24 protein-coding genes and 1 other RNA gene are annotated in these 21,665 nt (G+C 55.5%); 8 read left to right on the forward strand and 17 right to left on the reverse strand.

Going from position 1 to position 21,665, the window contains the following annotated elements; translation table 11 throughout:
• Positions 1–33 precede the first annotated feature (33 nt).
• On the reverse strand, positions 34–1,605 hold the full coding sequence (garD, locus tag EBL_RS02145; RefSeq protein ID WP_002441926.1) for a galactarate dehydratase: 1,572 nt from the start codon (positions 1,603–1,605) through the stop codon (positions 34–36).
• A gap of 491 nt (positions 1,606–2,096) precedes the next feature.
• On the opposite strand from garD, the gene garL reads away from it, so the two are divergent.
• The 4 genes from garL (at position 2,097) to EBL_RS02165 (ending at position 4,938) form a co-directional block, all read left to right on the forward strand.
• The gene (gene garL / locus EBL_RS02150; protein WP_034920330.1) at positions 2,097–2,867 is read left to right on the forward strand and encodes a 2-dehydro-3-deoxyglucarate aldolase; all 771 of its coding nucleotides are present in this window, start codon (positions 2,097–2,099) and stop codon (positions 2,865–2,867) included.
• A gap of 30 nt (positions 2,868–2,897) precedes the next feature.
• The gene (gene garR, locus EBL_RS02155; protein WP_002441923.1) at positions 2,898–3,788 is read left to right on the forward strand and encodes a 2-hydroxy-3-oxopropionate reductase; all 891 of its coding nucleotides are present in this window, start codon (positions 2,898–2,900) and stop codon (positions 3,786–3,788) included.
• 50 nt (positions 3,789–3,838) lie between these two features.
• Positions 3,839–4,219: RNase P RNA component class A (gene rnpB / locus EBL_RS19510), an RNA gene on the forward strand.
• Between the two features lie 365 nt (positions 4,220–4,584).
• Positions 4,585–4,938: a hypothetical protein gene (locus EBL_RS02165; protein WP_002441920.1), complete on the forward strand. Its 354-nt coding sequence runs from the start codon at positions 4,585–4,587 to the stop codon at positions 4,936–4,938.
• A gap of 47 nt (positions 4,939–4,985) precedes the next feature.
• On the opposite strand, the gene EBL_RS02170 is transcribed toward EBL_RS02165, so the two are convergent.
• Positions 4,986–5,186 (reverse strand): hypothetical protein, encoded by a 201-nt coding sequence (locus tag EBL_RS02170; protein ID WP_002441918.1) that lies wholly within the window; start codon positions 5,184–5,186, stop codon positions 4,986–4,988.
• 29 nt (positions 5,187–5,215) lie between these two features.
• A complete protein-coding gene (locus EBL_RS02175) occupies positions 5,216–5,917 on the reverse strand; it encodes a pirin family protein (protein ID WP_002441916.1) in 702 nt (233 codons plus the stop codon).
• Between the two features lie 101 nt (positions 5,918–6,018).
• On the opposite strand from EBL_RS02175, the gene EBL_RS02180 reads away from it, so the two are divergent.
• Positions 6,019–6,924 (forward strand): LysR family transcriptional regulator, encoded by a 906-nt coding sequence (locus EBL_RS02180; RefSeq protein ID WP_002441915.1) that lies wholly within the window; start codon positions 6,019–6,021, stop codon positions 6,922–6,924.
• Positions 6,925–6,948: 24 nt separating this feature from the next.
• Here the strand turns inward: EBL_RS02180 and EBL_RS02185 are convergent, their stop codons facing one another.
• The 11 genes from EBL_RS02185 to EBL_RS02235 form a co-directional block, all read right to left on the reverse strand.
• Positions 6,949–7,317: a DUF805 domain-containing protein gene (locus EBL_RS02185; RefSeq protein ID WP_002441912.1), complete on the reverse strand. Its 369-nt coding sequence runs from the start codon at positions 7,315–7,317 to the stop codon at positions 6,949–6,951.
• 148 nt (positions 7,318–7,465) lie between these two features.
• On the reverse strand, positions 7,466–8,452 hold the full coding sequence (locus EBL_RS02190; protein WP_002441911.1) for a glutathione S-transferase family protein: 987 nt from the start codon (positions 8,450–8,452) through the stop codon (positions 7,466–7,468).
• 93 nt (positions 8,453–8,545) lie between these two features.
• Positions 8,546–8,938: a DoxX family protein gene (locus EBL_RS02195; RefSeq protein WP_002441909.1), complete on the reverse strand. Its 393-nt coding sequence runs from the start codon at positions 8,936–8,938 to the stop codon at positions 8,546–8,548.
• 213 nt (positions 8,939–9,151) lie between these two features.
• A complete protein-coding gene (locus EBL_RS02200) occupies positions 9,152–9,445 on the reverse strand; it encodes a YqjK-like family protein (RefSeq protein ID WP_002441907.1) in 294 nt (97 codons plus the stop codon).
• Positions 9,442–9,837 carry a phage holin family protein gene (locus tag EBL_RS02205; RefSeq protein WP_002441905.1) on the reverse strand — a complete coding sequence of 132 codons (396 nt, stop codon included), beginning with the start codon at positions 9,835–9,837 and terminating at the stop codon, positions 9,442–9,444. The genes EBL_RS02200 and EBL_RS02205 overlap by 4 nt, the downstream gene beginning before the upstream one ends.
• A gap of 2 nt (positions 9,838–9,839) precedes the next feature.
• Positions 9,840–10,142 (reverse strand): ElaB/YgaM/YqjD family protein, encoded by a 303-nt coding sequence (locus EBL_RS02210; protein ID WP_002441903.1) that lies wholly within the window; start codon positions 10,140–10,142, stop codon positions 9,840–9,842.
• A gap of 35 nt (positions 10,143–10,177) precedes the next feature.
• The gene (locus tag EBL_RS02215; RefSeq protein ID WP_002441900.1) at positions 10,178–10,546 is read right to left on the reverse strand and encodes a DUF1090 domain-containing protein; all 369 of its coding nucleotides are present in this window, start codon (positions 10,544–10,546) and stop codon (positions 10,178–10,180) included.
• A 144-nt stretch (positions 10,547–10,690) separates the two neighbouring features.
• A complete protein-coding gene (mzrA, locus tag EBL_RS02220; protein WP_002441898.1) occupies positions 10,691–11,062 on the reverse strand; it encodes an EnvZ/OmpR regulon moderator MzrA in 372 nt (123 codons plus the stop codon).
• A 13-nt stretch (positions 11,063–11,075) separates the two neighbouring features.
• A complete protein-coding gene (gene yqjA / locus EBL_RS02225) occupies positions 11,076–11,741 on the reverse strand; it encodes a DedA family general envelope maintenance protein YqjA (RefSeq protein ID WP_002441896.1) in 666 nt (221 codons plus the stop codon).
• A gap of 315 nt (positions 11,742–12,056) precedes the next feature.
• Positions 12,057–12,833: a transcriptional regulator ExuR gene (gene exuR, locus EBL_RS02230; protein ID WP_002441894.1), complete on the reverse strand. Its 777-nt coding sequence runs from the start codon at positions 12,831–12,833 to the stop codon at positions 12,057–12,059.
• Between the two features lie 118 nt (positions 12,834–12,951).
• Positions 12,952–14,253: an MFS transporter gene (locus EBL_RS02235; protein ID WP_002441892.1), complete on the reverse strand. Its 1,302-nt coding sequence runs from the start codon at positions 14,251–14,253 to the stop codon at positions 12,952–12,954.
• A 467-nt stretch (positions 14,254–14,720) separates the two neighbouring features.
• Here EBL_RS02235 and uxaC point away from each other — a divergent pair, with 467 nt between their 5' ends.
• From uxaC to EBL_RS02250, 3 genes are all read left to right on the forward strand, one after another.
• Complete coding sequence (gene uxaC / locus EBL_RS02240) at positions 14,721–16,133, forward strand: glucuronate isomerase (RefSeq protein WP_002441890.1); 1,413 nt, start codon at positions 14,721–14,723, stop codon at positions 16,131–16,133.
• An 18-nt stretch (positions 16,134–16,151) separates the two neighbouring features.
• Positions 16,152–17,639, forward strand: a complete 1,488-nt coding sequence (locus EBL_RS02245) for a UxaA family hydrolase (protein WP_002441888.1) — start codon at positions 16,152–16,154, stop codon at positions 17,637–17,639.
• An 89-nt stretch (positions 17,640–17,728) separates the two neighbouring features.
• The gene (locus EBL_RS02250) at positions 17,729–18,289 is read left to right on the forward strand and encodes a YgjV family protein (protein ID WP_002441886.1); all 561 of its coding nucleotides are present in this window, start codon (positions 17,729–17,731) and stop codon (positions 18,287–18,289) included.
• Here the strand turns inward: EBL_RS02250 and sstT are convergent.
• The 3 genes from sstT to EBL_RS02265 all read right to left on the reverse strand — a co-directional run bounded on the left by sstT (position 18,286) and on the right by EBL_RS02265 (position 21,578).
• Positions 18,286–19,536: a serine/threonine transporter SstT gene (gene sstT / locus EBL_RS02255; protein ID WP_002441884.1), complete on the reverse strand. Its 1,251-nt coding sequence runs from the start codon at positions 19,534–19,536 to the stop codon at positions 18,286–18,288. The genes EBL_RS02250 and sstT overlap by 4 nt on opposite strands.
• Positions 19,537–19,749: 213 nt before the next feature.
• A complete protein-coding gene (locus tag EBL_RS02260) occupies positions 19,750–20,721 on the reverse strand; it encodes a TerC family protein (RefSeq protein WP_002441882.1) in 972 nt (323 codons plus the stop codon).
• A gap of 353 nt (positions 20,722–21,074) precedes the next feature.
• The gene (locus EBL_RS02265; RefSeq protein ID WP_002441880.1) at positions 21,075–21,578 is read right to left on the reverse strand and encodes a M48 family metallopeptidase; all 504 of its coding nucleotides are present in this window, start codon (positions 21,576–21,578) and stop codon (positions 21,075–21,077) included.
• Positions 21,579–21,665: the final 87 nt, after the last annotated feature.

Genomic DNA, 21,665 nt, shown 5'->3' on the forward strand with positions numbered 1-21,665 from the left:
GGTGTGTGGGCCTGCGGTGATCTCCGGTGTGGATCAGGTAACCGGTGCCGGGTTAAAGACGGCCAGCTGGTTATGCAGCCCCCACCGATCCGAGAAGGTTTTTTTGCGCCCGCTGGCCACATCCAGGATAAATTCAAATAACTTCAGGCCCACATCTTCAATGCTCTCTTCGCCGGTGGCGATGGTGCCGGCGTTGATGTCCATTAAGTCAAACCAGCGGTTGGCCAGCTCCGTGCGGGTGGCCATTTTAATGACCGGTACGGCAGCCAGACCATAAGGGGTGCCGCGACCGGTGGTAAAGACCTGCACCGTAATGCCGGAGGCCAGTTGCTGGGTGCCGCAGACAAAATCGCTGGCCGGGGTGGCTGCAAAGATAAGGCCGCGTTTTGTCGGGCGCTGGCCCGGGGAGAGCACCTCCACAATGGCGCTCTTGCCGGATTTGGCAATCGAGCCGAGCGCTTTTTCCACCACGTTAGCCAGGCCGCCTTTTTTATTCCCCGGGGAGGGGTTGGCGCTGCGGTCCGTTTTTCCCATGTCGAGATAGTTATCGTACCAGGCCATCTCTTCCAGCAGGCGCTTACCCACGCTTTCATCAATGGCGCGCGGGGTCAGCAGGTGGATAGCGTCCCGTACTTCAGTGACTTCAGAAAACATCACCGTGGCCCCGCAGCGCACCAGCAGATCAGAGGCGTAGCCCACCGCCGGGTTGGCCGTTACGCCGGAGAACGCATCACTACCGCCGCACTGCATGCCGACCACCAGTTCAGAGGCCGGGCAGGTCTCGCGTTGCCGGGCGTTGAGTTTTTCCAGGTGGCGGCGGGCCACATGCAGAATATCCTCCACCATGGCGCGAAAGCCCACATGGTGCTCATCCTGCAGGCGCACAATGCTGGCTGAATCTGGTGCTATGGGTTGTATATCGTCGGTGCCCTTTAACAGCCGTTCTGGCTGTAGCTTTTCACAGCCCAGGCCAATCACCATTACTTCCCCGCCGAAGTTAGGGTTGAGCGCAATATTATGAATCGTGCGGATGGGCACCACGGCTGCCGGTGCGTTAATGGCAACACCGCAACCGTATAAGTGATTCAGGCCCACCACCCCGTCGACATTGGGGTAGTCAGGCAGCAGGTCGCGCTCAATTATCCGGATCACGTAGTCCACGACCCCGGCCACGCAATGTACGCTGGTGGTGATCCCCAGCAGATTTTTAGTGCCGACGCTGCCGTCTGCGTTGCGGTAACCTTCAAAGGTATAGCCTTCTAAGGGGGGGAGCGGCTCCGGCACCCGGGTTGCCAGGGGCAGGGTTTCCAGCGGGGGCGCTACCGGCAGCTCCACCAGCGATTCATCTATCCAGGCGCCGCGTGGGATATCCCGCACCGCATAGCCAATAATCTCACCGTAGCGCACAATGTTGCCCCGGGCCGGGATAGCCTCCAGGGCGACTTTGTGCCCCTGGGGAATGTGTTCGGTCAGCGTGAGGCCATCCGGAAAACGCGTGCCCGCTTTCAGGCCGTTATCATTAACGATGATCGCCACATTGTCGGTATCGTGAACTTTAATATAAAACGCTGCGGGTGAGTCCTGTCGGATGTCGATATTAGCCATTGTCCAGTATTCTCCAGATATTTCTCTGCGGGAATCATTAATGAAATTGCGCTGATTATTATTCCCCGGGTGTGTTCCGGTCTGGCGAAATAATGTCAGCCGGTAAAAAATAAAAGTGTGACAAAGATCGGCTTATCTGCCTGCCTCTTTGGTCACCGGGCCGGTGGATGAGTGAACTGTGCACCAGAGCCCATAAAAGTGGGCGTATGATGATAAAATTAGTTGTTTTTACGTTTATTATTGTGCATGTGCACAATGCCAGATGTCCGGTGGCTTATTATAATTTCTACCGGACAAAATAAGCGGGGCAGTAAATAAAACATTATTTAAACATTATTATAAAGGGTCGCAGTTATTGCCGGTGAGTCAATATTGATTCATGGCTATTAAAAGATACCGGGAAATAATAATGTTTTATTTCTGTCTCCAGGGTTACCGGTACGTTTGCGCATTAATGGCCGGTCAATAAGAGGAAATCTAAGGTTAATATGATGAATAACAACGTATTTCCCAATAAGTTTAAGGCAGCGCTTGGTGCCCGCCACACACAGATCGGCTGCTGGTCTGCCCTGGCCAACCCGATTTCAACAGAGGTACTGGGGCTGGCCGGGTTTGACTGGATTGTGCTGGATGGCGAGCACGCCCCGAACGATTTAACCACCTTTGTGCCGCAACTGATGGCGCTGAGCGGCAGCCACAGTGCGCCGGTTGTCCGGGTGCCCACCAATGAGCCGATTATTATTAAGCGTATGCTGGATATCGGTTTTTATAACTTCCTGATCCCGTTTGTGGAGAGCGCGGAAGATGCCCGGCGGGCGGTGGCTTCGGTTATGTATCCGCCCCGGGGGATCCGCGGCGTGTCCGTGTCGCACCGCAGCAACTGCTATGGCACCGTGCCGGACTATTTCCAGAAGGTGAATGACAACATTACCGTGCTGGTACAAATCGAGAGCCAGCAGGGCGTTGACAATATTGATGCCATTGCCGCGACTGACGGGGTTGACGGGATATTTGTTGGCCCGGGGGATCTTTCTGCCGCGCTGGGCTACCTTGGCAACCCTTCTCATCCTGACGTGCAGCAGTGCATTCAGCATATTTTTGCCCGGGCCAAAGCGCACGGTAAGCCCTCCGGGATCCTGGCGCCGGTAGAGGCCGATGCGCGCCGCTATCTGGAATGGGGGGCCACCTTTGTGGCCGTGGGCAGCGACCTGGGGATTTTCCGCACTGCCACGCAGAAACTGTGTGACCAGTTTAAAAAGTAATCTTCAACTGCATTGATAAAGGAACAGGCTATGACAATGAAAGTGGGCTTTATTGGTCTTGGGATCATGGGCAAGCCGATGAGCAAAAACCTGATCAAGGCCGGTTACTCACTGGTGGTGCTGGATCGCAATTCCCAGTCAGTGGCTGAGCTTACCGGGGCCGGAGCCCAGGCGCTGGCTACGCCAGAAGCGATTGCGCAGCAGTGCGATGTGATTATTACCATGCTGCCAAACTCCCCACAGGTAAAAGAAGTGGCCCTGGGTGAGAACGGCATTATCTGCGGGGCGAAACCGGGCCTGACGCTGATTGATATGAGCTCTATTGCGCCACTGGCGAGCCGCGAAATCAGCGAAGCGCTGAAGGCGAAAGGCGTGGATATGCTGGATGCGCCGGTGAGCGGTGGTGAACCGAAGGCGATTGATGGCACCTTGTCTGTCATGGTGGGGGGCGATAAAGCGGTATTCGATAAATACTACCCGCTGATGAAAGCGATGGCGGGCTCCGTGGTGCACACCGGGGAGATCGGGGCCGGTAACGTAACGAAACTGGCAAACCAGGTGATTGTGGCCCTGAATATTGCCGCCATGTCGGAAGCGCTGGTGCTGGCAACCAAAGCCGGTGTTAACCCGGATCTGGTGTATCAGGCTATTCGCGGCGGCCTGGCGGGCAGCACCGTGCTGGATGCGAAAGCGCCGATGGTGATGGAGCGGAACTTTAAGCCGGGCTTCCGTATTGATCTGCACATTAAGGATCTGGCTAATGCGCTGGATACCTCTCACGGTGTGGGCGCGCAGTTACCGCTGACGGCCGCCGTAATGGAGATGATGCAGGCGCTGCGGGCCGATGGCCTGGGGACGGCGGACCACAGTGCGCTGGCGTGCTATTACGAGAAGCTGGCGAAGTGCGAAGTCACTAAGTAATTGGGCCATCAGGCGTGACAGCTGGGGGGAAACCCACTATACTGCGCGCCGAAGCTGACCAGACAATCGCCGCTTCGTCGTCGTCCCTCTTCGGGGGGAGACAGGCGGAGGGGAGGAAAGTCCGGGCTCCACAGGGCAGGGTGCCAGGTAACGCCTGGGGGGCGCAAGCCCACGACCAGTGCAACAGAGAGCAAACCGCCGATGGCCCGCGCAAGCGGGATCAGGTAAGGGTGAAAGGGTGCGGTAAGAGCGCACCGCGCGGCTGGTAACAGTTCGCGGCACGGTAAACTCCACCCGGAGCAAGGCCAAATAGGGGTTCATAAGGTACGGCCCGTACTGAACCCGGGTAGGCTGCTTGAGCCAGTGAGCGATTGCTGGCCTAGATGAATGATTGTCCACGACAGAACCCGGCTTACCGGTCAGCTTCAACTCTTTAAAAAACCCCGCTCCGGCGGGGTTTTGCTTTTTGTGAAAAACCCTCTGCACTCCCTGTTCTTCTGCCACTCTTCAGACGACGTTCTGAGGGATTTCTGCCGGTTATTTTTATCCGGGCGGGAAGGTTTAGCGCGCAACCATTAAACGCGGCAAACAGGTTGACAGCTGAAATAACTAATTGCGTAACTAACTTATTTCGCTGATTTAATGTGATTTGTCATTATTTCGTGTTTATAAATGACCGGGTTCACATTTTTTATGCTGGGAGTGAGATTATTCCTGGGGTATTGATGACGCGCAATTCTCAGACCGGCATTAGCGGTTAAACAGGCGGCATAAAGTCACTACGGCGCCTACTCTAATGATTATCAGATTATTTCTACTTACCTTTTTATCTCTCCCTGTTGCTGCACATGCACTTAACTTTGAATCAACAGATCTGAAACTTGTCTGCCCGCAGCGCGGCAATGTGGAGATCACCCTGCATCGCTATAACCATGCCTCTGAACAGTGGGGTAAACATTTTGCGGTAGGGGCAGGACACACCCGCCACGGTGATCTGGAGTTTGTCCGGTTTACCAACGGGGATGTGTTTATTCACCTCAATGCGACCGACGAGTACCTGTTCCGCTATGCGGGGCAGAATAAATCGTTCCACTGCCGCAAAATTTCTGAACGCCCGGCAACGCCGTGGCAGCCTGATCGTATCGTCTGACGGGGAAACAAAAACCGCCAGCGTGGGCTGGCGGTGGCGTGGTGGGATCAGGCGATGGACGGGTGCTTTTTGCTGGTGCTGGCCTCCTGAATAATGGCCTCCAGCTCGTTCATCATTTGCTCTATGCTGAGCTCATCAGCCCCGGGGGTTATCACCGGTGTGGCTGACATCAGAGTACCGGATGCCGTTGTCTTTAACTGCCCGGCGGGTTTCACGGTACGTTTCTTGCGGCTTACTTTCTTACCCACAGCTCGCTCCTTTTAGCTGATTTGTGTATTTACACCGGTAAATCTATCAGTAAAGCGCGCAAAGGCGAATCGGCAACCAGGGTAATGTTAGCTTCATCACTAATAAAAGCGCCATCGCCACAGGTCAGGGCTGTTTTTTGTGCCGACTGGGCAGTGGCATGTACCGAGCCGTGAATCGATTGCAGATAAGCCCGCGGCCCGTGCAGGTGAAAACGCATCTGCTCGCCCTGGTTCAGTTCGATATGGTGGATCCATACCTGCTGGCGCAGGATCAGGCTGTCTGCTTCGCCATCCGGGGAGGCCAGGAGCTGGTGGCAACCCTCACTGAGCAGGATTTTCTGTACCGGCGGGTTTTCCCGATCCGGGCAGGCGTCCAGCCAGAGTTGCAGGCGGGTCAGTTCCCGGTCTTTACTGATGTTCTGCTCGCAGTAGCTTACCCCTTCACGGGTGGCTATCAGCACGGCTTCACCGGCGCGGGCCTGAATGTGGTCCCCGTCGCTGTTGCGGTATTCTGCTTCGCCATCCAGCACCAGGTTGAGAATATCCACCTTCGGATAGGTGCGCGGCTGGAAACTGGCGCCAGGGGCCAGCACTTCCTGGTTCAGCGCCCGCAGGGAGGCATAGCGTAATAATTTCGGGTCAAAATAGTGGCCAAAAGAAAAGGTATAACGAGCCTTCAGCCATCCATAGTCAGCTTGCCCACACTGTTTGACTGTTCTTGGCGTGATCATAATTAACCTCTCTTTGCATGGGTCCATGTTAAAACGCTGGACGCTGTATTGTTAGCCAGTTAATCTGCTGGGTATGTTCAAAATTCCTGAATGAGAAAACCATGTCTAAAGAGCGAGCTTTAACGCTGGAAGCGTTGCGCGTTATGGATGCTATTGATCGCCGGGGAAGTTTTGCTGCCGCTGCTGATGAACTGGGACGGGTACCTTCCGCGCTGAGCTATACCATGCAAAAGCTGGAAGAAGAGCTGGATGTGGTGCTGTTTGATCGCTCCGGCCACAGAACCAAATTTACTAACGTCGGGCGGATGATCCTGGAGCGCGGGCGTGTGCTGCTGGAAGCCGCAGACAAGCTCACCGTGGATGCCGAAGCGCTGGCCCGGGGCTGGGAAACCCATCTGACCATCGTGACCGAGGCGATTGTGCCCAGCGTGTCGCTGTATCCGCTGGTGGGGAAACTGGCGGAAAAAGCCAATACCCAGCTCTCGATTCTGACCGAGGTGCTGGCCGGTGCCTGGGAGAGCCTGGAGCAGGGCAAAGCCGATATTGTGATAGCCCCGGATCTGCATTTTCGCTCCTCGTCGGAGATAAACTCCCGCAAGCTGTATAAAGTGCTGAGTGTCTATGTGGCGGCGCCGGATCACCCGATCCACCAGGAGCCTGAGCCGCTGGCAGATGCCACCCGGGTTAAATATCGCGGGATAGCCGTGGCGGATACTGCCCGGGAGCGCCCGGCGGTGACCGTATCGCTGCTGGATAAGCAACCGCGCCTGACGGTCAGCACCCTGGAAGATAAGCGCCGGGCGCTGTTGCAGGGGCTGGGGATGGGGACCATGCCTTATCCGATGGTGGAAAAAGATATTGAAGAGGGGCGCCTGCGGGTAGTGAGCCCGGAGGCGACCATGGAGATCGACATTATTATGGCCTGGCGGCGGGACAGCATGGGCGAGGCGAAGTCATGGTGCCTGCGCGAGATCCCGAAGCAACTGAAAAGCGCCATGGCAAACTGAAAACCCCGCAAGGCGGGGTCAGGGCTAGTAAGCGTAGTCTTTCGGGCTCGGGCCGTAGCGGTTATCCCCTGAGGTGCCCGCCTGGCAGCTGAACACAAAGATAATCAGCCAGCCAACCACCGGGATAATCAGCAGTAATAACCACCATGCGGAGCGGTCGGTATCGTGCAGGCGGCGGAACAGCACAGCCCAGTAAGGGAGAAAAATAAAGAGCCCGTAGAGTGTTGTCAGTAAGGGTTGGTCGCCAGAGATTTTCATCCCGGTGATATTGTCAATGATCCCCAGAACCGCACTGAGGATCAGGTTAACCAGAATAAACATCCAGTATTCTTTGCGCCGGGCCCGGCCACTAAACCCAAGATAATTTCGTATTACTTTCAGATACCAGTCCATTTGTCATCCTGCCTCAGTTTCATTTTCCCGCCAGCCACTTGACGGTCTGCTGATTATAGCAAGCGTAGCCGGGAAAACGGATGAGGTAAACGATGAACAGGCAAGGTTTTATACAGCAGGCCGCAGGAAGCGGCGCTGCTGTTTATGGTCAGGCGTACTGCCGGTCGCGCCCGTGGGGGGCAGTCAGATCCTGGCGCGGTCCGATGGAGATAATCCCCGTCGGGTTGATGGTTTTATGGCTGCGGAAATAGTGGTTGCGGATATGGTCGAAATTCACCGTACCGGCGATGCCGGGCATCTGGTAAATGTCGCGCAGGAAGCCATACAGGTTCGGATAGTCGCTTATCCTCTGCCAGTCACACTTAAAGTGGGTAACGTAGACCGGGTCAAAGCGTACCAGGGTGGTCCACAGGCGGATGTCCGCCTCGGTGAGCTGATCGCCGGTAAGGTAACGGCGATGGGACAGGATCGTTTCAAGCCGCTCCAGAGAGCGGAATACCTGGTTTACCGCGTCGCTGTAGGCTTCCTGGGTGGTGGCGAACCCGGCTTTGTATACCCCGTTGTTGACCGTGTCATAGATCCAGCCGTTTAACTCATCAATCTGGTCGCGCAATTCACCGGGGTAAAAATTCCCCGGGCGGGCGCCAAGATGATCAAAAGCGGTATTAAACATGCGGATAATTTCTGAAGACTCATTGCTGACAATGGTCTGGTTTTGCTTATCCCACAGGACCGGTACGGTCACCCGGCCACTGTAGTGCGGATCGGCTTTCAGGTAGATCTGATACAGATAGTCGAGGTGGTAGAGGCTGTCGCCGGTGGCGCCGGGGAAGTCTGTGGCGAAGGTCCAGCCGTGCTCCAGCATCAGCGGGTGCACCACCGAAACGGAAACCAGCGACTCCAGCCCTTTTAACTGCCGGACAATCAGCGTGCGGTGGGCCCAGGGGCAGGCCAGGGAAACATACAGATGGTAGCGGTTCTTCTCAGCGATAAAGCCCGGCTCGCCACCGGGACCGGTGCTGCCGTCTGCTGTCAGCCAGTTGCGAAATGCCGCCGCAGAGCGCTGAAAACGCCCGCCTGTTGATTTGGTATCGTACCAGGTGTCCTGCCAGACACCATCGACCAGTAAGCCCATTTTCCCCTCCTGCAACCAGAGACAACGTGAGCGGGAAAGTGCCCGCTCACAGTATGACTGAGTATATACCTGCGTGACTGCCCGTGTGGCCGGTTACCAGTTTTTGTTCAGTACCCGGTCCAGGCTGAAGCGGCCCGGGCCTGTCAGGAACAGCAGCAGGTAGCCACCGGCGATGGTCAGGTTTTTCATAAACATAATCTGGTTCGTTGCGTCTGCGAAGTTATCGTGGAACAAAAACGCAGTCAGCAGCGTAAACAGTGCGGTAATGATAGCGGTCGTCCGGGTCAGGAAACCAAACAGGATGCCCAGTCCGCCGCCAAACTCCAGCAGGATAGTCAGGGGCAGGAAGAACCCGGGAACACCCATGGATTCCATATATTGCTGGGTGCCGCTATAAGCGGTGATTTTGCCCCAGCCTGCCACGATAAACAGTACCGGCATCAGAATACGTGCGATCAGAATGCCAACATCTTCGAATTTTTTCATTTTCCGCTCCAGAAAACCCTGTGAAATATACGTGTGTTTTTCAGGAATGCCTCAGCAATTTCAGTAAGCTGGCGGCAATGCCCTTCGATGAAGTGCATAGTAGGATTATCCGGCGGGGATTGTTAGCGAGAAAAACTGTCAATTTTCTTCAAAATAACTGACATTGAGTGATATAGCATAAATGGCCGCAGCCCGGGACGACCGGGCGGCGGATTAACGGCGGGTAAGGCGCAGGGCTTTACGGATAAGCCGCCAGCTGCTCCACAGCCCGATACCGCGCTTTACGGTTCGTCCCAGAAAGCGGGGATGGCGTACTCCCCACAGGGCCATCAGGCTACTGCCGGCAACCAGCCAGGTTTGCAGGTGCTGTATGCGGAGCCAGCCCCTGTCGAGCGGGGCTGTGGCGGCAAGCCACTCCTGGCTGCTGTGGTGTAGCGCGCGCCGCTGCTGGTGGATCTCCTCCAGCAGGCTGGCTTTCTGTGCTGCGCGTTGCTGGCGGGTACTCATTGATCGTCTTCCAGCAGGTCGCGGTCTTTTTTCAGCTCCTGGCGGGAGTGAAACAGCAGTGTTGAGCGCTTCGCCGCGGAAAGGGTCCACAGCCCACCGGCAATGGCAAGGACAAAGAGAATTGCCGTTGTCCAGATGAGCACCTGCAGGCGGTACTGCGGATCGACTGCCCAGATAATCATTACCAGCAGGCTCATTAAGCCAAAAGCGGTGAACAGTAACGTGAGCCCGGTGGCGAGCAACAGCCGGAACAGGCGCGATTTCTCTTCTTCGAGCTCAACGATAGCCAGTCTCAGGCGGGTTTCAGCAATACCGACCAGCAGCGTTAAGATGCGCTGGCCGGTATTCAGGACGCTTTTCCCCGGCCCCTGGGGTATGCGGGAGTCAGCCATGTTTAGCGGCGGGTCAGTAATACACCCAGCACCAGGCCCACTGCGGCACCGATACCGACACCGGCCCAGGGTTTTTCATGTACATAGTCATCGGCGCGGGTGGCGGCCTCGCGGGTCTGGCGGGCAATCGCGTCGCCTGTTTCGGTCAGGCGGGCACGGCTTTCTTTCAGGGCCCGTTGCGCTTTGTCGCGCAGCCTTTCCACTTCATCTTTGGATTTTTCACTGGAGGAGCTCAGCACTTCTTCCAGGGTGTCTGCCAGCGATTTCAGCTCGGCACGCAGTTGTTCTGAAGCATCTTTAGACATAATGTTCTCCGGATAGTTGAGGGGGATCCATTTACTCAGTAATCACGAGCCATTAACGTTTTCAGTTCGTGCTCTTCTTCAGCCAGTTTCTGCTCTCGCTTTGCTATCTTTGCCGGATCGCCGCTCTTGCGGGCCTGGGCAAGGTCGTGTTTTCTTTCGGCGATCTCCTGGCGCTTCTGTGCGATCGCTTTCTGATGGCTGGACTTTAGTTTTTCATCTGTACAGTTTTTTTGCACTTCTTTCAGTGCGTTTTTCAGGCCGTTTATCCGGCTCTGGTTATTATGTTTTTCCGCGTAACCAATTTCCCGTTGAATGTTCTGCTCTTTCTCACTGCAAAGTGACATCGCCTGCGCGGTGGTGGTCAGTGTGAGAAGCGCAAGAGCAAATACTGTGCGGTAATTCATCAGAAAATATCCATCAGCCAAAGTTATTATCAGTATCGGGCACGTATCCGGTGATGCCAGATACGTGCCAGCAAAGTAAAAGCATAGTCAGTAAGTGGTGAAAACCCAACGTGAAATTGCGCAAATCAGAGGATTCACGTAGCGCTACCCCAGGTGGCGGGACTCCGGCTTAAGGCGGGAGAGCAGGCGGTCAGCAAAGTTGGCATTATCATCCTGGGCAATCACGTAGCCCTGGGGCAGGGAGCGCAGCAGCACCGCTCTGGCTTCATTGCTTTGTTGTGCGGAGTCAAACTTTATCAGCAGCGCGTCTTTGTGTGGCGTGATGCTTTTAAAAGCGATGCCGTTGGCATTGAGATGGTGCCAGACAAAAAAACCATCCGGTGTGGCGACACCACTCTGGGTGGCGCGGATCTCCAGGGTTGCCTCTTTGTGCTGCAACACCGACCACATCGCCACGGCAATCGCCAGGCACAGGAATAACCAGGTCAGGTGACGTAATAAAAATCTGTTACTCATGATAGTTCAAACGTTAACCCCGGTTGTTACGGTACTTTTTCTTCCAGACCACCACCAGAGAGCCCACCAGGCCGATAACCAGTAACACGACCGGCAGCAGCATCAGGCAGGACATCAGCGCGTCTTCGTACTTATGAAAGACCGGCGTGTTGCCCAGCAGGTAGCCCAGAGAGGTGAGTATCAGCACCCACAGCAGGCCGCTCATCCAGTTAAAAAACTGAAAGCGCATATTATTCAGGCCGGAGATCCCGGCGATGGTGGGCAGAAGTGTACGTACAAACGCAATAAACCGCGCGATCAGGAGTGCTGAAAGCCCGTGTTTATGAAAGAGATGGTGTGAGCGCTGGTGGTAATGGGCAGGCAGATGGGAGAGCCAGTTTTGTACGATCCTGGTGTTCCCCAGCCAGCGGCCCTGAATATAGCTGAGCCAGCATCCCAGGCTGGCGGCTGCGGTCAGCAGCATGATGGTGGGCACGTAGTCCATCGCGTCTTTGGCTATCAGAACACCGACCAGAATCAGCAGGCTGTCGCCGGGTAAAAATGCCGCAGGCAGCAGACCGTTTTCCAGAAACAGAATCATGAACAGGACGAAATAGAGCATGCCAATCATCGACGGATTAGCAAGAGTGTCAAAATCCTGACTCCATAATGCATTCAGCAGTTGAGATAAAAGTTCCATTCATTAATCCTGGCGTAACAAACAACATACCCGCATCAGAGCGGACAAATAACGCAGGCAGCCGGTGTGAATGGCGACCTGTTGTCAGGGTCTTACTAACGTCACTATTCCATGTGGGGGCAATCTGGCGTGAAACGTTTCCGCGCAGCGCGCTTACTTTAGCGAGCAAATGCTTCTGATTGTAACAAAGCGCGCTAATAAACGTCAGTATTATTGCGCGTAATTACGATGAGATTGTTGCCGAGGGAGGAGGTGGAGGCGAGGGGTTTTACAAAGGCTGACACAACACATGGTTTGCTTACCCCCGGCCGGGTGTTACTTGATGCTGTTCGCGGCGGTGTCCAGATGCACAACGGGATTCTCCGCAAACAGGTAGCGGTCCGCGTTGAATTCAAAATCGTCGGTGGTTTCGTTAAACAGCATGATTTTGGTGTTCTCAAGGTGCTGCCACATCGCCAGTTTCGCAGCATGGGGATCTTTGCGAATAAGGGCCTTGAGGATACGGTCATGATCTTCACACCAGTGATCGACTGTGCGCTCATCGATGTGCTCATGCAGTTTTTTCCAGTACGGGTTATGGGCGCGCTGGGTCCACATTTTTTCCACAATGGCCGCCAGCGCCGTGTTCTGGGTCGCCAGTGCGACCTGAACATGGAACTGCAGATCCCATTCGGAATCGCGAAAACACTCTTCGTTCCGGGCTTTATCCTGGATTTCCAGCAGTTTGATAATGTCCTGCTTGGTTACCTGGGTGGCGGCAAACTCCGCGATATTGCTCTCGATTAACTGGCGCGCCTGTAACAGCTCAAAGGGGCCGTAGTTGGCGAACTCCATGGCGTCGTTATGGGGCTGGTGGTGTTTTGCGAGGTTTGAAATAACGTGGATACCGGAGCCTTTGCGCACCTCAACATAGCCTTCCACTTCCAGCATGATGATGGCTTCACGAACTACCGTACGGCTGACGTTCTTCTCTTCAGCGATAAAACGCTCTGCCGGTAATTTTTCCCCCACCGGGTAGCTGCCGCTTTCAATACGATCTTTAAGCTCAGCGGCGAGTTGCTGGTACAGGCGGCGGGATTCCGTGATTTCCATAAGTGGCTCCTGGTTCCGGATAAGGCGAGGGGTCGTGACTTGTTATACCACTTTTAACAACCGCTCACCACTCAAGGTGAACGAAAAGCCGCCCGGAGGCGGCCTTTTCGGGATTTTATCAGTTTTGTTCTGCCGCTTTGTGACTTTGATGCTCTGCCTCAACTTCACTGGCGGGTTTGTTCTGCAGTACCGTCCAGATAACGATAGCCCCGAGGATATCGAACACAGCCAGTGCAGCGAACAGCGGGCTGAAGCCGATGGTATCTGCCAGGGCACCAACAACCAGGGCAAACAGGGTACTTGCTGTCCAGGCGGCCATACCGGTCAGACCGTTGGCGGTTGCCACTTCGTTACGACCGAACACGTCAGAAGACAGGGTGATCAGTGCGCCAGACAGTGCCTGGTGAGCGAAACCACCGATACACAGCAGACCGATTGCAACATACGGGCTGGTGAACATACCGATCAGGCCCGGGCCAATCATCAGTACCGCACCCAGCGTAACGACCAGTTTACGGGAAACAATCAGGTTTACACCGAACCAGCGCTGGAACAGCGGCGGCAGGTAACCACCGATAACGCAACCCAGGTCCGCAAACAGCATTGGCATCCAGGCGAACATCGCGATTTCTTTCAGGTTAAAGCCATAGGCTTTAAACATGAACAGCGGGATCCAGGCGTTAAATGTACCCCAGGCCGGCTCTGCCAGGAAACGCGGCAGTGCAATACCCCAGAACTGACGGTTACGGATGATCTGCGCAGCAGACATTTTTTTCGCGTTACCGGTCTGGTGCTGTGCTTCCTGGCCGTTGATGATGTAGTCGCGCTCTTCGTCAGTCAGGTGTTTCTGGTTTTTCGGGTGTTTATAGAGCCACAGCCACAGCATCGCCCAGATAAAGCTCAGGATACCGGTCAGAATGAAGGCCCATTCCCAGCTATGCCATACGATGGCCCAGACTACCAGCGGCGGCGCGATCATCGCACCAATAGAGGAGCCCACGTTGAAGTAACCCACGGCGATGGAACGTTCTTTCGCCGGGAACCACTCAGAGCTTGCCTTCAGACCGGCCGGGATCATGGCTGCTTCTGCCGCACCCACGGCACCACGGGCCAGCGCCAGGCCACCCCAGCTACCTGCCAGTGCGGTAGTACCGCAGAATACCGCCCACAGCACGGCAAACATGGCATAACCTATTTTGGTGCCCAGGATATCCAGGATATAACCGGCTACCGGCTGCATAATGGTGTAAGCAGCAGAGTAAGCGGCAATAATGTAAGAGTATTGCTGGGTAGTGATGTGCAGCTGTTCCTGAAGGGTCGGGGCAGCCACCGCGACAGTGTTACGCGTCAGGTAACCGAGCACGGTGCCCAGGGTCACCAGCGCTATCATGTACCAGCGTAAACCTTTAATCTTTCGCATTTCAAACCTCTGTCTTTTTATTCATCACAGTGGCCACCAACGACACCAGAGTGATGTTCATAACGAGGGACTTGCAGGGGGGGGAGCCCCGGCACAGCCCGTTTGTTTGCCATTAAATAGTCAGGTATTGGGCAAGCTCCGGTATCCGTACCGTCAGAGCGCCAGCAGACTGGCACTTATCTTTCCATAGGCAGATGTGTTGCGACGGAGGCTAAGATAACTTGTCATACAGCTTTAAAAGTTGAGTGACATCACAAAAGCGCTATCAACTGTATGGATATGTAAATCCATGTATGAAGCCAGCTGTGGCGCGGTTTGTGGCGATTTTTAATTTGAAAGATTGGTATTATTTCTTCCTTGTTTGTGAGATGAAGCACAAAAATCAAATAAGCGAGGGGAAATTGGTGTGATAACTTTGCATCATATGATGAATGACATCCGTATAACCCGTCCGGAGGACTACCGTAATGTCCCAGTTTATGACTGAAGATTTCCTGCTTGATACTGAATTTGCCCGTCGCCTGTACCACGATTACGCGAAAGACCAGCCGATTTTCGACTATCACTGCCATTTACCGACGCAGCAGATTGCCGAAAATTACCATTTTAGTAACCTGTATGATATCTGGCTGAAAGGTGACCACTATAAATGGCGCGCCATGCGCTCTAACGGGGTTGCTGAGCGTCTGTGTACGGGGGATGCGTCCGATCGCGAGAAATTCAACGCATGGGCAGAGACCGTGCCGCACACCATCGGTAACCCGCTGTATCACTGGACCCACCTGGAACTGCGCCGCCCGTTCGGCATTACCGGTAAGCTGTTCTCCCCGGCCACGGCGGATGAGATCTGGAACCAGTGCAACGAGATGCTGGCGCAGGACAACTTCTCTGCCCGCGGCATTATGCAGCAGATGAACGTGAAGATGGTTGGTACTACCGATGATCCGGTCGACTCTCTGGAGCACCACGCCGCCATCGCAAAAGACACCAGCTTCACCGCGAAAGTGCTGCCGAGCTGGCGCCCGGATAAAGCCTTTAATATTGAACAGGGCACCTTCGTGGATTACATGGCAACCCTGGGCCAGGTGTCTGATACCGACATCCGCCGCTTTGCCGATCTGCAGACTGCGCTGACCAAACGTCTGGACCACTTTGCCGCCCACGGTTGTAAAGTGTCTGACCACGCGCTGGATGTGGTGATGTTTGCTGAGGCAGACGAATCCACCCTGGACGCCATTCTGGCCCGCCGCCTGTCTGGCGCCACCCTGACTGAGCACGAAGTGGCCCAGTTTAAAACCGCCGTACTGGTATGGCTGGGGGCGGAATACGCGCGTCGCGGCTGGGTACAGCAGTACCACATTGGCGCACTGCGCAACAACAACCTGCGCCAGTTCAAACTGCTGGGGGCGGATGTGGGCTTCGACTCCATTAACGACCGTCCGCTGGCGGAAGAGCTGTCTAAGCTGCTGAGCAAGCAGAACGAAGAAAACCTGCTGCCGAAAACCATCCTGTACTGCCTGAACCCGCGCGACAACGAAGTGCTGGGCACCATGATCGGTAACTTCCAGGGCGAAGGCATTGCCGGGAAAATGCAGTTCGGTTCCGGCTGGTGGTTTAACGACCAGAAAGACGGGATGGAGCGCCAGATGACACAGCTGGCACAGCTGGGGCTGCTGAGCCGTTTTGTGGGGATGCTGACCGACAGCCGTAGCTTCCTGTCATACACCCGTCATGAGTATTTCCGTCGCATCCTGTGCCAGATGATTGGCCGCTGGGTGGCCGCTGGCGAAGCGCCGGCAGACATTGAACTGCTGGGCAATATGGTGAAAAACATCAGCTTTAACAATGCCCGTGACTACTTTGGCATTGAACTGAACTAAAGCCAGACCGAGGTTGATATGCAATTTATTAAGATCCATCCGCTGGATAATGTCGCTGTTGCTCTGGAAGATCTCGACCAGGGAACGACGCTCAGTGTGGACGGTAACAGCATCACGTTGCTGGCACCGGTAGCCCGCGGCCATAAATTTGCCCTGCGCGCCATCGCCAAAGGTGAGAACGTTATCAAGTACGGTTTGCCGATTGGGCATACCCTGGCCGACGTTCAGCCCGGTGAGCATCTCCATTCCCACAACATGCGCACAAATCTGAGTGATCTGGATGAATACAGCTATCAACCTGATTTTCACGCAGCCGATAATCACGAGTCCGATCGCGATATCGAGATCTACCGGCGCGCCAGCGGTGAGGTGGGGGTCCGTAATGAGCTGTGGATCCTGCCAACCGTTGGCTGCGTGAATGGTATTGCCCGTCAGATCCAGCAGCGCTTCCTGAAAAAACATCACGAGGCGCAGGACATTGACGGCGTGTTTCTGTTCAGCCACCAGTTCGGCTGCTCGCAACTGGGCGATGACCACGTCAATACCCGCACCATGTTGCAGAACATGGTGCGCCACCCGAATGCGGGTGCGGTACTGGTGATTGGTCTGGGTTGTGAAAACAACCAGATAGCAGCCTTCCGTGACACGCTGGGGGATTATGATCCGCAGCGGGTCCACTTTATGATCTGCCAGCAGCAGGACGACGAAATCGAAGCCGGTGTGGCTGAGCTGGATCAGCTCTACGAAGCCATGCGCCACGATAAACGCGTGCCGGGTAAACTCAGCGAGCTGAAGTTTGGCCTGGAATGCGGTGGCTCTGATGGCCTGTCCGGGATCACCGCGAACCCGATGCTGGGCCGCTTCTCTGACTTTATGGCCGATCATGGCGGCACCACGGTTCTTACCGAAGTGCCGGAAATGTTCGGTGCAGAACGTATTCTGATGAGCCATTGCCATGATGAGCCGACCTTTGAAAAAACCGTCGCCATGGTGAATGACTTTAAACAGTATTTTATTGAGCACCATCAGCCGATTTATGAGAATCCATCGCCGGGGAACAAAGCCGGTGGTATCACAACCCTGGAAGAGAAATCCCTTGGCTGCACCCAGAAAGCGGGCCAGAGCCAGGTGATGGACGTGCTGAAGTACGGCGAGCGCCTGAAAACCCCGGGCCTGAACCTGCTCAGTGCGCCAGGTAACGATGCGGTGGCCACCAGTGCGCTGGCCGGTGCCGGGTGCCATATGGTGCTGTTCAGCACCGGTCGCGGCACCCCTTACGGTGGTTTTGTGCCGACGGTCAAAATCGCCACCAACAGTGAGCTGGCGGCCAAAAAGCCCCACTGGATAGACTTTGACGCGGGCCAGTTACTGCACGGCAAAACCATGCCCCAGGTGCTGGACCAGTTTATTGATACGGTGGCGGAGATTGCCAGCGGCAAACAGACCTGCAATGAGCGCAATGACTTCCGTGAACTGGCTATCTTTAAAAACGGTGTCACTCTGTAATCCGGGTTAGCGGTCAACAGTAAAACGGCGCATCATGCGGGTATCTGGCATGGCGCCGTTTTTTTATGGGAGCAGGCGGGAGGCACATCATGGATCTGTACTGGCTGGCCCAGGGTATCGGGGTCATTGCGTTTTTCATCGGCATTACCACTTTTTTTAACCGCAATGAGCGGCGCTTTAAGCTGCAACTTTCGCTCTACAGCGCGATTATTGGCGGGCATTTCTTCCTGATGGGCTCCGCCCCCGCTGGCGCCAGCGCCATGCTGAACGCGGTGCGCACCGTGATTTCCATGCGCACCCGCAGCTTATGGGTGATGGCGGTATTTATTGTGCTGACGCTGGGTATCGGGCTTGCGAAGCTGGAGCACGCCATGCAGTTGCTGCCGGTGCTGGGCACCGTAGCCAGTACCTGGGCGCTGTTTCGCTGCAAGGGGCTGACCACCCGCTGTGTGATGTGGTGCTCCACCGCCTGCTGGGTGGCGCATAATTTCTGGCTGGGATCGATTGGCGGCACCCTGATTGAGGGGAGCTTTTTGCTGATTAACGGGCTGAATATCATCCGCTTCCGGCGGATGCAAAAACGCGGTATCGACCCGTTTAGTGCAGAAAAGACCCCGCCGGTGGCGGGGCCTCAAACTACAGAGCGTTAGCTGCGCACCGCGTTGCTGGCGGCGGCTTTTTCATCTTCACCCAGGCAGGCGGCGGCGGTAAACAGCACGTCGGTTGATGAGTTCAGCGCCGTTTCGCAGGAGTCCTGCAACACCCCGATAATAAAGCCCACTGCGACAACCTGCATGGCGATATCATTGGGGATGCCGAACATACCGCAGGCCAGCGGGATCAGCAGCAAAGAGCCACCCGCCACCCCGGAGGCACCACAGGCGCACAGGGAGGCCACCACGCTCAGCAGCAGAGCGGTTGGCAAATCAACCGGGATACCCAGAGTGGTCACGGCCGCCAGTGTCAGCACGGTAATGGTTATCGCCGCACCGGCCATATTGATGGTGGCCCCCAGCGGAATGGAGACCGAGTAGGTATCCCTGTCCAGCTTCAGCTTCTCACACATGGCCATGTTAACCGGAATGTTCGCTGCGGAGCTGCGGGTAAAGAAGGCGGTCACCCCGCTTTCACGCAGGCAGGCGAACACCAGCGGGTACGGGTTGCGGCGGATTTGCCAGTACACCAGCAGCGGGTTAACCACCAGCGCCACCAGCAGCATACAGCCGACCAGCACCAGCAGCAGTTGCGCATAGCCCCACAGGGTTTCAAAACCGGTCTCTGCAAGGGTTGAGGCGACCAGGCCGAAGATCCCCACTGGCGCACAGCGGATCACCACCTTCACAATAAAGGTTACCGCGTCGGACATATCGTTAATCAGATTTTTGGTGCTCTCACTGCCGTGGCGCAGGGCAAAGCCCAGTCCGATGGCCCAGGCCAGAATACCGATATAGTTGCCCTTGAGAATGGCATCAATCGGGTTGGAGACCACGCTCATCAGCAGCCCTTTCATCACCTCAGCAATACCGGAGGGCGGCACAATATCCGCGTTACCGGTGGCCAGGTGCAGGGTCAACGGGAAGAGAAAGCTCAGCACCACGGCGGTCAGCGCCGCGGAGAATGTGCCCAGCAGGTAGAGGATAAGGATCGGGCGGATATTGGTTTTCTGGCCTTTTTTATGGTTGGCGATGGAGGCCATCACCAGCATCAGTACCAGCACCGGGGCCACGGCTTTCAGCGCGCTGACAAACAGCGAGCCCAGTAATCCGGCCTGGAGTGCCGCGTGTTTTGAGACCGTCGCCAGGATAATACCGAGCACCAGCCCCACCAGAATTTGTTTGACCAGGCTCCCCTGGGACAAACGATAAAATAGCCCGCTCGGGCGCATCTGTTTTTTCATTGTGATGTTCTCTGTTGTGGAGATACCAGGTCATATTGCACTCTTTGTTACATTTATGACTGGGTGTAACTCTTTGTGTTTGCCTGGCCAGTATAAGGGAAAGTGCATCACGGGGAAGAGGGAAGTGCGCATTTTTTAGTGGAAAAATGGCGAAAAGGCAGTCAATTATGGTGGGTCAGGTCCCCCCCGTGGGGGAAGGACCTGAGAAATCGCTTATTTTACCGCCTGATGTTTGCGGTCATTTGCCTTGTTAACGGCACAGTTGATAAGCAGCGTCAGCGCCAGGATCCCGCCGACCACGCCCAGCGAGGCCGACACCGGAATATGCCAGATATCGACAATCAGCATCTTGATGCCGATAAACACCAGGATCAGCGCCAGGCCATATTTCAGCATGGAGAACCGCTCCGCCACCCCCGCCAGCAGGAAGTACATGGCGCGCAGCCCGAGGATCGCAAACAGGTTAGAGGTCAGCACGATAAACGGATCCGTGGTGACGGCGAAAATCGCCGGGATACTGTCCACGGCAAAAATCACATCGCTCAGCTCAACCATGATAAGCACCAGCAGCAGCGGCGTGGCATACAGCAGGCCATTTTTCCTGACGAAGAAATGCTCATTTTCGAGCCGGTCAGTCAGGCGCAGGTGGCCACGCAGCCAGCGGATCAGCCCGTTATCCCCTACGTTGCCGTCGTCGTCTTTTGTCAGGGCCATTTTTACCCCGGTAAACAGCAGGAAGGCGCCGAAGAAATAGAGGATCCAGTCAAACCGGGCGATAAGCCAGCTGCCGGTGAAAATCATCAGGGTGCGCAGTACGATTGCGCCCAGCACACCGTATACCAGTACCCGGCGCTGGAGCGTTACGGGAACTGAGAAGTAGCTAAACAGCATCAGCCAGACGAAGACGTTATCGATAGCCAGGGCTTTTTCCAGCACGTAGCCGGTCAGGAAGGCCAGCGCCTGGGTTTTTGCTACCTCCGACCCCAGGGTCGGGCCGAGATACCACCACAGCCCGGCGGCGAACAGTAAAGAGAGGGTGACCCAGACAACAGACCAGACGGCGGCCTGCTTCATGGTCATGGCGTGTGCGCCACGGCGGCCCTGGATCATCAGGTCAATGGCCAGCATCGCGGCAACAATCGCGGCGAAGATGCCCCACATCAGGGGAGTACCAACACTGTGCATAACAGATTCCTTGCGCTTTAACGGGGCGGCCCGTCAGCAGTCAACAAAAACAAAAAAGGCCGGTGTCGGAAGACATCAGCCTTTTTGCGCACAATGCAAATGGACCTGCCTTCCGGCAAGGTCTCACTTACAATGTTGTCCGGGAATCTGCGGCATGACGCCACGGGATCTAAAACCGGGACACACTGCCTGGCGACCGGGAGCGTTCAGCTCCGTAATGACGATCCACCAGCAATGAAGTTACTCCCCTTTGCGTGGCTAAAATATGACAATTTATGTCAATCGTCAATAAAGCCGCCATTATTGATAACAACACGCCGCCATTTTTTACTCAGGGCGGAACAGGGCAGGGATCAGCCGCCGTTTTCGCCCAGCGCCCGGTGGGTGAGCCACAGGCGGGTATCAAACTCCAGCTGGTGGTAGCCTGGCTCCATATGGCAGCAGAGCTGATAAAACGCTTTGTTGTGATCTTTCTCTTTCAGGTGTGCCAGTTCGTGGACCACAATCATCCGCAGGAAAGGCTCCGGGGCCTGGCGGAACACGGTGGCAACGCGGATCTCCGCTTTGGCTTTGAGCCTGCCGCCCTGCACCCGCGATATGGCGGTATGCAGCCCGAGGGCCTGCTGAATAACATTAATTTTGTTATCCCAGAGCACTTTATTCACGGGCGGCGCGCTGCGCAGAAAGCGGTTTTTCAGATCCTGGGTATACTGCCAGAGGGCTTTATCGGACGTGATATCGTGGCGACCGGGGTAGCGTTTTTCCAGCATATGGCCCAGGCGGTTCTGGGCTATCAGGGTTTCGACCTGGCTGAGCAGGGCGGCGGGATATCCCTGTAAATAAGTGAGTGTGGTCATCTGTTCGCGTGTTTCCGGCAAAAAGCGTTTGCGTAGTCTCGCTGAATAAGGGATAAAACGCGCGGATTTTACCATTCAGGAGGGCCG

The sequence above is a fragment of the Shimwellia blattae DSM 4481 = NBRC 105725 genome (genome assembly GCF_000262305.1).
Lineage (GTDB): Bacteria > Pseudomonadota > Gammaproteobacteria > Enterobacterales > Enterobacteriaceae > Shimwellia > Shimwellia blattae.